Origin of the sequence: Terasakiella sp. SH-1, assembly GCF_004564135.1 — a bacterium.
Lineage (GTDB): Bacteria > Pseudomonadota > Alphaproteobacteria > Rhodospirillales > Terasakiellaceae > Terasakiella.
In genome coordinates this window covers 1,649,112-1,662,627 of record NZ_CP038255.1, presented here as the reverse complement: position 1 = coordinate 1,662,627, position 13,516 = coordinate 1,649,112, and the positions used below count along the sequence as shown (strand labels likewise).

Annotated in this window: 13 protein-coding genes; 8 read left to right on the top strand and 5 right to left on the bottom strand. The window is 44.3% G+C overall.

Features of this window, described 5'->3' with window-relative positions:
* Positions 1-16 precede the first annotated feature (16 nt).
* Both E4K71_RS07780 and E4K71_RS07775 read right to left on the bottom strand, forming a co-directional pair.
* On the bottom strand, positions 17-1,348 hold the full coding sequence (locus E4K71_RS07780; protein WP_135078342.1) for a diguanylate cyclase: 1,332 nt from the start codon (positions 1,346-1,348) through the stop codon (positions 17-19).
* A gap of 97 nt (positions 1,349-1,445) precedes the next feature.
* On the bottom strand, positions 1,446-2,633 hold the full coding sequence (locus E4K71_RS07775) for an adenylate/guanylate cyclase domain-containing protein (RefSeq protein WP_135078340.1): 1,188 nt from the start codon (positions 2,631-2,633) through the stop codon (positions 1,446-1,448).
* Between the two features lie 191 nt (positions 2,634-2,824).
* On the opposite strand from E4K71_RS07775, the gene E4K71_RS07770 reads away from it, so the two are divergent.
* The gene (locus E4K71_RS07770; RefSeq protein WP_135078338.1) at positions 2,825-3,529 is read left to right on the top strand and encodes a Crp/Fnr family transcriptional regulator; all 705 of its coding nucleotides are present in this window, start codon (positions 2,825-2,827) and stop codon (positions 3,527-3,529) included.
* 514 nt (positions 3,530-4,043) lie between these two features.
* Here the strand turns inward: E4K71_RS07770 and E4K71_RS07765 are convergent.
* Entirely contained in the window at positions 4,044-6,200 is a 2,157-nt protein-coding gene (locus E4K71_RS07765) for a protoglobin domain-containing protein (RefSeq protein WP_135078336.1), read from the bottom strand.
* 631 nt (positions 6,201-6,831) lie between these two features.
* On the opposite strand from E4K71_RS07765, the gene E4K71_RS07760 reads away from it, so the two are divergent.
* The gene (locus E4K71_RS07760) at positions 6,832-7,227 is read left to right on the top strand and encodes a LytTR family transcriptional regulator DNA-binding domain-containing protein (protein WP_135078334.1); all 396 of its coding nucleotides are present in this window, start codon (positions 6,832-6,834) and stop codon (positions 7,225-7,227) included.
* 151 nt (positions 7,228-7,378) lie between these two features.
* Positions 7,379-8,140 carry a transporter substrate-binding domain-containing protein gene (locus tag E4K71_RS07755; protein ID WP_167730356.1) on the top strand — a complete coding sequence of 254 codons (762 nt, stop codon included), beginning with the start codon at positions 7,379-7,381 and terminating at the stop codon, positions 8,138-8,140.
* Positions 8,141-8,566: 426 nt separating this feature from the next.
* On the opposite strand, the gene E4K71_RS07750 is transcribed toward E4K71_RS07755, so the two are convergent.
* The gene (locus E4K71_RS07750; protein ID WP_240796912.1) at positions 8,567-9,292 is read right to left on the bottom strand and encodes an outer membrane beta-barrel protein; all 726 of its coding nucleotides are present in this window, start codon (positions 9,290-9,292) and stop codon (positions 8,567-8,569) included.
* A 494-nt stretch (positions 9,293-9,786) separates the two neighbouring features.
* Positions 9,787-10,518: a hypothetical protein gene (locus E4K71_RS07745; RefSeq protein ID WP_135078328.1), complete on the bottom strand. Its 732-nt coding sequence runs from the start codon at positions 10,516-10,518 to the stop codon at positions 9,787-9,789.
* Positions 10,519-10,641: 123 nt separating this feature from the next.
* Here E4K71_RS07745 and E4K71_RS07740 point away from each other — a divergent pair, with 123 nt between their 5' ends.
* From E4K71_RS07740 to E4K71_RS07720, 5 genes are read left to right on the top strand one after another with little or no spacing between them, the layout of a single operon-like run.
* The gene (locus tag E4K71_RS07740; protein ID WP_135078326.1) at positions 10,642-11,073 is read left to right on the top strand and encodes a hypothetical protein; all 432 of its coding nucleotides are present in this window, start codon (positions 10,642-10,644) and stop codon (positions 11,071-11,073) included.
* The gene (locus E4K71_RS07735) at positions 11,070-11,450 is read left to right on the top strand and encodes a hypothetical protein (RefSeq protein ID WP_135078324.1); all 381 of its coding nucleotides are present in this window, start codon (positions 11,070-11,072) and stop codon (positions 11,448-11,450) included. Before E4K71_RS07740 ends, E4K71_RS07735 begins: the two co-directional genes overlap by 4 nt.
* Positions 11,451-11,498: 48 nt before the next feature.
* Positions 11,499-12,416, top strand: a complete 918-nt coding sequence (locus E4K71_RS07730) for a DNA N-6-adenine-methyltransferase (RefSeq protein WP_167730354.1) — start codon at positions 11,499-11,501, stop codon at positions 12,414-12,416.
* A gap of 49 nt (positions 12,417-12,465) precedes the next feature.
* Complete coding sequence (locus E4K71_RS07725) at positions 12,466-12,744, top strand: hypothetical protein (protein ID WP_135078320.1); 279 nt, start codon at positions 12,466-12,468, stop codon at positions 12,742-12,744.
* Positions 12,741-13,046, top strand: a complete 306-nt coding sequence (locus tag E4K71_RS07720) for a hypothetical protein (protein ID WP_135078318.1) — start codon at positions 12,741-12,743, stop codon at positions 13,044-13,046. Before E4K71_RS07725 ends, E4K71_RS07720 begins: the two co-directional genes overlap by 4 nt.
* Positions 13,047-13,516: the final 470 nt, after the last annotated feature.

Here is a 13,516-nt window from a genome sequence, read left to right as displayed (position 1 = left end):
GTTTATGGTTTTGGCCCTAGTCGATGTTCTTGCGTGCCCGTTTAATCAGAATGTCCGCGTCATCACCCAGTTCAACGGCAGTGATCCCTGTTTCAACCCAGACACTGATGGGTTGGAATACATCAACAACGGCAAAGTCCGTGTAGCTGAGGATACCTGCAATGCGATGCATAACGATTTGAGCTTCTTCCTGCGGGGTATCGGGCAGGGCGATACAAAATTCATTATCTCCATAAAGAGCAACGGTATCTTCCACACGGGTCAGGCTGGTGATCCATTGATAGACTTGCTGCAACAGGTGGTCGGCAGCTTCATCGCCAAACTGGTCGCGAATATTGGGGATATTGGGGACGGACATAAACACAGCCGTCATATTCTTTTGCCATTTATGAGCATTTTCAATTTGACGCGAGAGATTTTTTACAAAGAAGTCTTTGGAATAGGCATGGGTGACTTCGTGTGTGGTTTCACTTTCACATGTCGTGTCCATTGCTTTGCGGACATTCCAACGCAGGCGTTGGCGCCGGATCAGCATTTTGAGCTTGGTGCGCAAAGAAGACTGATTGATAGGACGTCTGACAATACGGGTGACGCCCCGGCGATAAGCATCCATGCGGTCTTGAATGTTGCCTTCGCTAATAACCAGCATGGGCAAGTTAAACAGGCGTGGGTTATTGCGCGCACGTGAGCTAAGGCTCAGGACATTTTCCTTTGTATTTTCATCAATCGAACAAATGGCTGCATCATATTGACCGGTGGTCAGTTGATCTTCTGCGGCAAAGAAATCGGTGCAGACATCAATATGGCAATTGCCGTCCAGCACGGTCTCAATCATCGCACGATCACCATCTTTGGGATCAATCAACAGGATTTGATAGCGACTGTCATCATCAAAGTTGATGTCGCTACTGGCTTTGACCCCCATGGTTTGGGCCAGTTCTACACGGTTTTCCAATTCCATGAACATGGTAGACAGGCGCAACAGGGGCTTGATGTGAATGAAGAATTCCTGAATATCAAAAGAATGGATGAAAACATCATCAGCCTTGACGGCATAAGCCTTTTCATACAGCTCATTTGACTTTTGATCAGCAATGACAATAACAGGGATATGGCGGGTCTTTGTGTTGTTTTTCAAGCTGGTGACAGCATCGAACCCATCAAAATCATCACAGGTCACATCTAGAACAATCAGGTCGGGGTGGGCGGCTTCGGCTTGGGCAAGCAAATCCATTCCGTCGTTCTTGATCACGGTATATTGATACTTTTCCAAACGCTGGGAAAAACTATCAATGTTTTCAGTATTGGTTGAGGCCACAAAGATGTTGGCAATACGCTGCGAACCCAAACTTACTCTCCTGTATGATTCTTTTTCTTTACGGGCATACTAAACCATTCTAATCGAATTGCCACTTAAACAATTAAAAATAGCCGTCTTTTTTGATTTATTGGGCAAGGGTATAGAGTTCTCGTTCGTTTGAGAAACCTTTCAGATTATGTTTGCCCAGTGAATGCCAGAAATCACCCCCATGCAGCTCACAAAACTGATTTGAGACAACAACGGGGACTTTGAGTTCTTTAGTCATGCTTTCAAGTCGGGCAGCTTCATTGGCAGATGAGCCAATAACCGAAAATTCAAGTCGTTCATTGGTACCGATATTACCGTACATGACTTCACCCACATGAATGCCAACCCCGCATTTGACTTCGGGCAGATTTAACCCTGCGTGAGCTTTGTTCATTTTATCCAATCTGTCAAAGGTTGCCCGGATCGCTTTTTCCGCATTTTGTGCCGCCTTGTGTGTTGTGGGGCAAAATTCTGTTTCACCAACGGGGAAAATGGCCAGAACAGCATCACCAATATAACGCAGTACTTCGCCACCGTTATCCAGAACAGCCCCGGCGGTACATTCAAAATAGGTGTTCAGAAGCTTGAGGAAATCCTCATTATCCATAGTCTCAGCCAAATGGGTCGATTGGCGTAAATCTGAAAACCATATGATCGAACGGATGCGCTGTCCATCGCCTCTTTTCACTTTACCGCTAAGGACTTGTTGCCCGGTTTCTTTACCAAGATAGGTTTCCAGCAAAACAGATGCGGTATGTTTTAAGGCATGGTTTTCCACAATGCGGGCAAGGGCAGGCAAACAGTCATAAATAAGTGTCAGCTCCTGTGTCGTAAAACCTTTGGGGGCTTTACTGGACAGGGTGATTGCACTGCGCCGCCCATCTGAGAAAATAATGGGAAGGGCGACATAATCTGTGAAGCCTTCTTCCTTTAAATCCGTCAGGACAGGGTAATCCAACAGGCAGTTCGGGTTATGAAGGGGGCGACGGATTGCACCGGCGTTATCTTCAAAAATGGCAGAGAAGGGGCTGTTTTTATAAAGGTCCGTTTCCTTCATTTCGTGAGAGGCTGCAAAGAAATCAACCTCCTCTTTGCTGCTGTCCCAGGTAAAGCTAAACCCCATGACCTGAGGGTGTAACAGGCGGATGGTTAGCCGAATGCGGTCAATCTGGACACCTGCTGCCAAGAAGCTGTTTGCCAGTTCGCGTGTAAAGGCTTTTTTATCTGAAAATTTCCAGCCTTCGTTGATCAGCCAGTCAATGATGGAGTTACGGGTATGGAGCATTGTTCACCTTTCTTATCAGAGACCTTATGGGGCAGAAGTTATCGCCTTGTGATGATCATGCAAGTCTTTGAAGCCAAAGAGAACCGAAAAATTATATCGTATTCAAGAATAGCATTGAAAAGAATTTAGAAAATAGGGTAAATATTTAGGAGTTAATGCATATGTAGTGTTGTGAGTAGAAAGGCACCGCCTTGGAAAAACAAGCCATTGCCAACGCTTGGACGGGAATTTCGTCATGTGAGAATTGTGGCATTCGTCACCTCGCATTATTTGCTGATCTCGAACATGATGATTTTGAGCTGATCCATAAACCGATTACGGAAATCAGTAAACGGCAGGGGGAAAGCCTTTATAGTGAAGGCGATGAGGGGGAGTTTCTCTATACTGTGCGCAGTGGGGTGATCAAGCTAACACAATATTTGCCTGATGGTGCCCAACGTATTGTTCGCTTGTTACGCACCGGAGATGTCGCCGGGCTGGAAACACTGGTTAATCCGACGTATGAACATTATGCCACCATTTTGCGTGATGCTGAACTGTGTCAAATCCCGCGTGAAGTTGTGGAACGTTTAAACAAGGAAACGCCCCGTATTCATACACAGTTGTTGTCACGTTGGCATACAGCTGTGCAGCGGGCAGATGAATGGTTGACAGAACTTTCAACAGGAAGTTCTAAATCCCGTGTCGCACGTTTGGTTATTGGCCTGTCTGATGAAAAAGATCATAGCTGCCATTTATTCAGCCGGGAAGACCTTGGGGCTATTCTTGGCGTGACAACAGAAACCACCTCGCGCATTATTGCGGAATTCAAGCGGGAGGGGTCTTTAAAAGATATGGGCAAAAACCATTTCTGGGCCGATCTGGATCGTTTGCAATCCATCGCCAACGAAAATTAATCTATTTTATTGATAAATCGCAATGCTCTAATGCTGCCCCCTTGTCATGATGGTCTTCATCTGAAAACGCCGTCAAAAAGGAGCATCCGTCATGGATAGTATTGCAATGTTTGGCATTGGTGGGGTTGTGACAACTGTTGTGGTTGTGATTGGTCTTCTGGCTTTTCTCATGCGCAAGATCAACGGGAATTAAGAGCCTGACCCGAAAGTATTTGTTGTTTTTCATCAACTTACTCAAGGATAAAAGTTAGGAAACACGTGCAAAGCGATGCGGGGCATCGGTTAAACGTGTTGACGCGACAGTTGCCCCTGAGACGTTGACCCGAAGGGTAGCCTTATGTTCGCCCGTCAGGGCGTCAAGATTTGCTTATGATGCCTCCAGCATCACCTCACAAATCTTTTCTACTGACGAACAAACATAAGGCTATGAAAAGTAACAAATACTTTTGGGGCAGGCTCTAAGAGCTGTAAGATAAAAAGGGGAAACGCTGTTCCCCTTTTGTCATTCATCTTGTTAGGCTTTATAGCCAACGCGCAAGTTACCCCAATGTTCGGTGCCATATTCTCCTTCAATAAAGATAGGGCAGTCTACTTCTTTGAGATAAACGACTTTCCCGCCCCCCATATCGCGTTCGTATGTTTGGGTAAACATGGGTTCCCTGTTATGGGCGGCCAATAGGCCCGCTTTATCATCAAAGATACGCCGGTTTCGACAGTTTGCTGTATTCCAGACGGTTTCCCCCGGTTTTTGCGGGTGAGAATACATCTTGTTGTGGGTGCCAATATAACCGTTACGATCAGCCGCACAACAGAGCAAAATTTCATCGTTATTTTCCATGACCTTCTCCTGAATAGGGGGAAGAACACGGTCGGTAAAGTTAACAAACTTTGTCATAAACTGCTTGGGATCAGTCCCTTCAATCAGGGTATATTCTTCATCCAGCAAGTCATCAATATCAATCAGGCCGTTTTTCACAGACTCATTAAAGGCCCGTTGAATTTGCCCGGCGGCATCCTGACAAATCGCCCCCATTTGGAAATCTTTTGCCATAACTTCCTGGGCGTATTCACGCAGAATGGTGATTTCTCTATCACGCAGGTCCATGAACTGAATATGAAGATGGTTGGCTGACGGCATTAATGTGCGACAGCGTGCAGACCCCAGCAGGTCGAATTCAAGCTCGCAGGATGTTCCCATCGCAATATCATGATGAGGATTATCGCCTTGAAAGCTGAGCATCACCCCGGCCAAGGACAGATCGACGATTTTACAGGGGTAAGAGTTTTCTTTGTCGATGATATTGGCATCAAGGGCAACAGGAACACGGATATGATCATCTTTAACGGTTGAGCTACCCACGATGCTTAAAATCCGGGCGCGCAATGTCTCCATATCCTGTGTCAACATTTGTGAAATTGAGGATAGAGCCATAGAGGATTGAAGGTTTTCTTCAGCCTGTTCGCGAATATAACCCATCTGATCGGCAACATTGGCCGATTTGGTAACAGCTTCACCCATTCGGGATGAAATTTCGTTGGCAGAAGATAATTGATCCCCTACAGCATTTGAAATTTCGCCAGCCTGTTCAGCCATTTGTGTGATAGAGCCTTCAATATCATTGATGTTTTTCGTTGTTGCCGATGCCTCTTGCGAGATGTCGGCAGAATGGCTCGAAACTTGTGTAATACTGTTTTCTGTTTGACCTGCCAGCCCTTTTACTTCCTGGGCAACAACGGCAAAACCTTTGCCGTAAGAACCAGCACGTGCGGCTTCGATGGTGGCGTTCAGCGATAACATTTTTGTCTGGGCGGCAATGTCCTTAATCAGGGTCACGACCCCGGCAATCTGGTCCGTTGCCAGGTTCAACCGTTCAACGGCACTGGAGGCTTCTTGGCTGAGTTGGGAAACGGCCTGTGTGGCTTGAGAGGTTTCATTCACCTGCATGCCGATATTGCTGCTGAGTTCCTTGAGGTTATCACTCAGGCTGGCAATCGTTTGTACATCCTGAGAAAACTGGGCGGTTAAATCTGCCATATCATTAACGATATCTTGCAGGCCCGTGGAACGTTTGGCAACCTGTTTGGAAATTTGGTTAAATTTGGCTGACTTATGGGCAACTTCACCGATAGTGTTGGTTGCTTCGCGTTCCAGCATGTCTGAAATTGTCAGGATTTCAGATTTGATGATATTGGAAGACCCAATTTCCACATAAGCAGACAGAGAAAGCTCAATATCGTAAAACATGGCCTTGAGGAAAACGTCAATAAACTGACCGCGTTTTTCCACATTGCGTTCAAGACGGCGCAGCTCATTTAAGGTGCCGACAAGAAGGTAGTGATATCCACCAAGGTACCAGTCTGGTTTTAGGCCGATTTTGTCATGAGCCCGACCAATGGCGATGGTTTCTTTTCTGAATTGTTCAGAATCAATCTGGTTGAAAAGATGCTCCCAGTGTTTTTTCTGAGCCTCTTTCAGACGTTCAGCACCACCTGCGCGATCAATTTGTATTTTTAGATGCTCAATCGTTTCAAGGTAATCGTAGAACTTGTTAAAGACATTGGGCAGGGCTGGTTCAAGCAGCTTACCCAATTGTTGTAGCAAACTTTTTTCATGGCCTGTCCAATCAAAAAAGTTTGCGTCGGATGAAATGCGATTATCGTTTCCGACCATCTATGGCTCCCTAGCTTAGCTTTTTGTGAATGATTTTTAATTTTGTTTATTCACAAGTGGCTCCACATTCTAATTATATTCAACTCTATAGCAAGGTGTAGAATGGCTTTGGTCCATTTTTTTGGCTTTAACATACTGACTTTGTTGAAAGATACAGGTTACATAATCACATTACTCAATTGTATAAGTATTTGTTATTACTCTAATTAATACTGCAATTCCTTTAAAATAATAGAACTTGCTTTGCACTTCTAAGGTGTAGATTCTTCTTTTGTCTGTTGTTATTTCGAAAATAGACACTCTGTATGGTTTTATTAGTTGGCTACCTATTTTCGATTTATGTGTTGTTTATCTTGCGTCGGGGTATCTTTCCTTATCCGAATCTTAAACGTACGGCTTTGAAAAAGAGGCAAAGAGTGATTATATATGGCTAGGGTCAGGACCGATTAATTTACTAAGTTTGGCGGCGCTCAAAATAAAGGTGGATTAGGCATGAAACTCGTCGCAGTGCCCTCCATTGCAAGAGTTTTATAACGCGAGCCACCTTTATTTTGAGCCCGTCCCTTCGGCATTTTTTACAAACCAAACTCAGTAAATTAATCGGTCCTGACCCTAGACCTAGAGCCATGATATGAAACGATTGTTTGACATGTTTTTCTTTAAAAAAACTGCCCCTAAAGAAGCACCCGTGAAAAAAGAGCCATCTGCGCCAAAGTTTTTTGCCAGGTTAACACAAGATATTGGCCCTGTGGTTTGGGCGGTCAGTGAGGAAAAACACTTCATTCGTGTTTATGGTGAAAAAGGGGAAGATCGTATCCTTTACCGTTTTAGCGATGCGGTACACGACTTAAAGGCATTTGATGGCAATTGCGTTCATTTACAGCACTGGGTGTTAAAAGGTGCGGTGAAGAAAGTGGAAAAGGTCGATGGGACTTATGAAATTATTTTAAAAAATGATGTGCGTTTTCCTGTGTGTGAATCCTATCGACGTATTCTTCACGAAGCAGAATGGGAAATGGGTGACTGATTTCCACTTTGTGAACAATCTACTTGGAAGACACCCATTTGGGTGATGAGAATTACAAGTTGATAGCGTTACTATCGTGTAACGAATATGTATCACCTTTGAAACTTATGGGTATATGGCACGTTTTTTAAGCATAGTTACGGCGATACAGATGGCATTTCTTGTATGTGGGCTGTCTTTTCTTCTGTGCCTTAAAAATGCTGATGCGGCCAATGGGGCAAGTTTATTACTGGTTAATGATGATTACCCTCCGTTCAATTCGCCTACGATGGCACAGGAGGGGCTGGGGACAGGGATTGTCAGGATGGCCCTTGGTCGTTCCGGGTATCGTTTGAAAACGGACTATTACCCTTGGAAACGTGCCCTGAGCATGGCTGAAAAAGCTGAGGCCGACGGTATTATTGGTGCTTGGTATAAAAAAGACAGGGAAAAATATTTTCTGTATAGCAAGCCTTATATGGCCAATAACTTGAAACTCTTAACCCGCAGTGTCTTTCTGCCCAAGGGGTTCACCGTTGGTTTGATCCGTGGCTATGGCTACAACGCAGCAACCTTAAAGCGGTTTGAAAAGCGCATTGTCTATGTCAGTCATCTGGCTCAAGGGATTAAAATGCTTGAACATGGACGGGTCGATGCCATTTTGGAAGATGAACTGGTTCTACAGCATTATCTCAATAGAAATATCTCCCACTGGAAAAGAATATATGTTCTGCATAAGGAAGTGATTGAAAGTAAGCCTTTACATTTAATGATCCGGGCTGGGCACCCGGATGGTGCTGCAATCATTGCTGATTTTAATCAGGCATTAAGAGAGCTGCAAAATAACGGGCAGATTAAAAGCCTGTTTGAACAGCTTGGCTATGAATTCTCGTCATTTATAAAAAGAGAGGGGGAGGAAAAGGCGCAAAATTAAAAGTTTATATCGGCAATATGTAAGAAACCGAATGATAATAAATAAAGTTGATACCGCCGTATTTTAATGAGGTATCTGACATGACTTACGAATTCAGGAACAATAAACATTTCCAATCTGTGGAAGGCTGTTATGCCTATGTTCGCGAGCAACGATGCAAATCGTGTTTTGAACAATCGTCTTGCAGCCACTCTGGTGCAAGCTATGAAACATGCTTCTGCGCAGAATTTGAAACACGGATGATGGGGGAGCTTAAAAAATACTTCCGTTTACCAAGCCGGGCTTGAGGTGGGGGAAATTATAAAAAAAGCCGCTTCCCTGACGGTGAAGCGGCCAGTCAGTTTTCTGTCCCATTTGAAGACTGTTTTCCATCCTCAATATAGTGAGGATGGAAAAGTAAACCTAGCGAACAGTTTCACTATGAAATTAGAAATTATATCTTAGTGAAAATAAAGCTTCATGATTGAGTACATCAAAAGCCATTGGTGTCTCTACAGGACCCTGAGAAGTACCGCCTACCTCATGCCATATTTTATCACCCTTAGCTACGCCATAGTGTGCCAAAGAGTAAGACAAGTCGAGTGACACTTTTTCACTGATGTCATACACCGCACCCAGTGTCGCTCTGCCTGCAAGAGAGTAGTTCGCCTTATCGTTAACCCTATAATCGTAATATGTACCCACGGTCTCCAGATCAGATATTCTATGTGCTGCCACACCCACACCTAACCCGACATAGGGGCGAATCGTTTTTGCTTCATTCGTTAGGCTATTAAGCTTTACCAGCGCATTTAACATTAACGAAGATGTCTGTACTGTCACATTATAGTGGCCTGCCTCAAGGGCGCCACCTTGCGTCCAAGACATGGCGTTTGATTTGGAAGCCAAGTTGTATTGGTATGTCGCTTCCAGGTCGATAGAGTCTGTCACACTGTAACCAACACCCAAAGCAACGGCTTGTGTGTCTGTGAAATCGGTGGTCATGATGTCTGGAACTGGATTCATACCACGAGTGGCTTCTGCCCGCTGGTCAGTGAAATTTACATAACCCACACCAGCTTTTACATAGACTGGCGTTGCCAAATCAGCTGCATGTGCATTCGCTGCACCTAAAAGCGCCAAGCCGACAGCTACAGAACAGACCTTTTTCATCACATTTTCCCCTTTAAGCTTCCAACTCTACGTCACGTTTTCGCACCACCCATAAAGTCGATTAAGAATAATAACCGCTTAAATCATCAAAAAAATTACATACTATTTAGAGGGAATAGCGTATGGGACGTTTGAATACAAGCTAATTTTTATCCAGCGAGGCATAAAACCCGTGATAACCGGAAGGGGGGGAGACAGGTTCAGACGCAGGTGGATTGAGAGGAAGGTAGCAGGTTTTCAGGCTACAGGATTTTAGCCAAATTCAACTCAATTTGAACAAGTCTTTAAAGACAATAAAAAACCCCGCCGAAGCGGGGTTTTAATGGCGGAGGGATAGGGAAAGTCAAAACCTCCGTATTGCAATTGATTATTCTAATTAAATTCAACGTGTTATATAATTTTAATAATTGTGTAGTTGCTCATTTGGTTGCACAAATGGTGGTGAGCTGTATTTAAATTCGGAGGATGGTTTAAATCATCTGATCGATTGGGCTTTAATTTGAAATTGTATCTCTCAGAACGGGTCCGCAGAGTTCTTCGACTTGGGTAATAGCTGCATTCATTGTTTGGTATACTTCATCATCATCATTGCCAACTTCCCATAGTCTCCATTCAAGGTTTTCAACTTGGCCTCCTTGTGCGATTACAATTGCTGCTGCTCGAACTGAACGCCATTGATGGAGGATCGTTTCGATTGGTTCTTCTGAACCGAATATAAATCCAAACTTTTTCTTGAGCCTTTGAAGTTCTAAGTATGTTTCACGGTTTTCATTCCAGCGGAAATAACCAGCCGCACCATGAAGACGCATACCATTGTTATTGATTTCATTAGCTGCTTGTTCGCCTTCTTGCTCTCGTATCTGATTGATGATTGTCTCTCTTTCACCTTCCATGACTGCGGGACTGCGAATTTCTTGGAGTTTATTTTGTGCTTCGTATACAGCGTCAATGACTTGATTAGCTAACTCAAATTGAAGCTCTTTCTTTTTATCTTTCTTGTGGGCAGAAGCAATTTGAAGATCAACAGCACCCTTGATCTCTTGGAACCATTTGACACCGACTAAAGCAGCAGTGAGTGTGGCAAACGGCAATAGGAAAACACCAATTCCGCTCGCAATGTGTTCAAAATTTTCAGGAGAATTAGATACTGAAATTAACAACGCAGTGCCATAAGCACCAAGTATCGTTAAGGTCACGATTAACAGAACTTTTACAAAATCGGACAATGTTCATCTCCCCCGTTACATACATCTTCCAAACAATCTTATATTGTTCATAGGGTGGTAGTCCAATGGCTAATGAGGTTTGTTGATTCGGATAAATACCGCCATCAACTGATGGAGGTTCCGATGCGATTACGTGATTTTGAAATTACTGCTAACCCATACCAATGTGCCGATTTCTTATACGCCGTGCCGGTGTCAGTGCGTGGCAATACAATGCCCACGGCAGGTGATCTGGTTATTGACCGGATGAAGATGACTGTCGAAGGCCATCCGCTGGGCAATGCGGATTTTGAACATTGCTACAAGAACCTTGATGGTGGCATGCAATCGGCCTTTATCCATGGCCGTGGTGTGATTGCCGTCTTTGGGAAAACATTGACCGATGCACTGGATCGTCTTGGTCACAATCCAATCGTTTCCGTTCATTGCACAGAATTTGATAATATCCTACTGGATGTGGAAATCATGCTGGATGGCAATGTCATTGGCGTTGATTTGGAGACCGCCGAAGTTTCATCAACCGATCATGGTACAGATTGGAACCTATCCGCATGATAACCAAGCAGCTTTATATTATCCCGGTATTAATCACCGGGAAACTTCCACCAAGATATATGCCTGACGAATTCGCACAGCCCTGCCTGAGCATCAATGACTACCATGTCGAATTCCTCGATATAAGTGTCCAGCAACGCTATGACGGCCCATATCGCATCAACGCAGCCGGTTATGTTGTTGCAGCTTCTACAGAGCCACAGGGGGCCATTTACAGCATCATAGACACTTCGTGGTGCAAACTGACGGACACAGGCATCACGGTAATTCTGGATGACGTCATAGTTAGTATCGGCACCGCTGACCTTTTAGAGATTGATCTTACACAGGGTGTCCCAAAAACAATTCCCGTCGATACCTTGAAACTCTCATATTGAAATTCACCGAGCAAATGATAAAAGGTGTTTTACAGAATGAGGAACAGGATGGAAAAAAAGTTTTACCATAAGTGCTTAGGGCAACAACTTGCCCAGTTCCGTAAGAACACGAAAACGAGCCATGTGGTTTTATCGAAAAACACAGGTATTTCCCGACCAACATTACGAAACATCGAACTGGGTAAGGGTAATTTAGCGAACTTCATTCAGATCATGCAAACCCTAGATTTGGATATTTCAGCAAAGAAATTACCAACTACAGGTGTGCTTGGAAAACGCATTGCCCTTTTGCGAAAGTCACAAAACATCAGTCAACGAAAGTTGGCTGAATTGGTCGGTGTCTCGCATCCAACGATAGTGAGCTTGGAGACAAAGAATTCAGGTAGGTTGGATGTATTGAATACTATTTTTTCTCACTTGAATACTAAGCCAATTATCGTGCCGATTAATTCTGACAAGAATTTTTGGAACGGGGCAGCCATGAGTAATAAAAGTGATGAATGGTATTCACCGCCTTCAATTTTAGAAAAACTGTACACCTGCATCAATGGTGAATTTGATCTGGACCCCAGCAGTCCGCTTCATTGTAAACCAGTTGAGGCCCACAAATACTATACGATTGAAGATGATGGATTGCAGCAGCCGTGGAATGGCAAGGTTTTTCTAAACCCGCCGTACAGTGCTAACGAACCATGGTGTAGGAAGGCCAGAGAGTCCGTTGAAAATGGTGATGCAGAGTGCGTGATCGCGTTATTAGCTGCCCGTACAGATACGGGATGGTGGCATCGACAAGTTGCCGGGCACGCAGATGTATTTCTTCTTCAAGGACGCTTGAAATTTTCGAACCAACCAAACTCAGCCCCATTTCCTTCTTGTTTGGTTGTGTGGGGTGGTGATGACCAGTTAAAGCAATCGATCCGTGCAGCTTTTAATGCTCACCATATATCCTCATATTCATCAATGTAGATCGCCGTTGATAAATATCTTCATGTAAAATTTTGATGGAGATAACGAGATGATTATCGACAACACCGACATGCCGTTATATGCGGCAATTCAGAAATTTCTGACTGCCAATGGTTTTATCGGTAGCTGGTCTGACTTCGCTGCTCAGGTTCAGCGATCCCGGACATATTTTTCTACGCTACAGCGTACCAATAGTAATCCCAGTGGTGAAGTTTGGAACGCCATGAAGAACTTCCTATCCGAATTGGCTGTGGATTGCCGTAATGAAACGCTTGAGCGTTGGTTGCTGCACTACATCCGACAGATCGAAATGGAGACCGGGAAATGATTTCTATTGATGACTATGTTTCCCCGGAAAAGCCGACGCTGGATGAATACGAAATTTGTGTTGGTATTGACCTGACAGCAGCACAACTGGATCAACTAATGGAATTGGTTCCCCGGATGACCGACGTGTCCGTATCCACATTACTGCACACCAGTGATCTGGATCAGTTCTGCCGTGATATGCTGGCGATATGGAAAGATTACGTGAATATCGAAATTTGGACAAACCATGCCGTCGAAGTGATTCAGTTGGTGAATCATTTGGGTGTTAAAATTGACTTCGTGAAATCACAATACTCTTAACCGCCAAACGCTTCGCGTTCGTCGTAAACTCACCCTCGTCCTCGTCATGAACTACGTTCATTCCTGCGGGTGAGGGTGGTTTTGTGTTTTTGTTTCTTGGACTTTTAAGTCCAAGTAGAAATATTAAATCGTTCATATTCGATAGACCGGAATCCTGAAATCCCCCCTGCCCAGAAATCATAAGATATGAGTTAATCTCTGAGCAGGAGGGAAATTGGTTTTATTCGATGAGCCGTTTGTACCAGTCGTATCAGTCACTGCTATGAACCATGTTCATTGCCGCAGGCGGTTACGCTGTACCTGCTTGATGACTACTTCCCCTGTGTCTCCACACGCAACGGGCCAAGGCAAAAGCAGATACGATTACTAATGCGATGGTGTCGGTTGCATCCACCAGAAAACAGGGCCGACATCGTTTAGGGCTTCTTTATTTAGTCTTGCCGCCACCGCTTGTTTCACAGGTCCACTGG

Bases quoted from the DNA above. Each gene is read 5' to 3' on its own strand.
- E4K71_RS07775 (WP_135078340.1), bottom strand. From the start codon at position 2,633: ATGCTCCATACCCGTAACTCCATCATTGACTGGCTGATCAACGAAGGC.
- E4K71_RS07765 (WP_135078336.1), bottom strand. From the start codon at position 6,200: ATGGTCGGAAACGATAATCGCATTTCATCCGACGCAAACTTTTTTGAT.
- E4K71_RS07760 (WP_135078334.1), top strand. From the start codon at position 6,832: ATGAAACGATTGTTTGACATGTTTTTCTTTAAAAAAACTGCCCCTAAA.
- E4K71_RS07755 (WP_167730356.1), top strand. From the start codon at position 7,379: ATGGCATTTCTTGTATGTGGGCTGTCTTTTCTTCTGTGCCTTAAAAAT.
- E4K71_RS07750 (WP_240796912.1), bottom strand. From the start codon at position 9,292: ATGAAAAAGGTCTGTTCTGTAGCTGTCGGCTTGGCGCTTTTAGGTGCA.
- E4K71_RS07740 (WP_135078326.1), top strand. From the start codon at position 10,642: ATGCGATTACGTGATTTTGAAATTACTGCTAACCCATACCAATGTGCC.
- E4K71_RS07735 (WP_135078324.1), top strand. From the start codon at position 11,070: ATGATAACCAAGCAGCTTTATATTATCCCGGTATTAATCACCGGGAAA.
- E4K71_RS07730 (WP_167730354.1), top strand. From the start codon at position 11,499: ATGGAAAAAAAGTTTTACCATAAGTGCTTAGGGCAACAACTTGCCCAG.
- E4K71_RS07725 (WP_135078320.1), top strand. From the start codon at position 12,466: ATGATTATCGACAACACCGACATGCCGTTATATGCGGCAATTCAGAAA.
- E4K71_RS07720 (WP_135078318.1), top strand. From the start codon at position 12,741: ATGATTTCTATTGATGACTATGTTTCCCCGGAAAAGCCGACGCTGGAT.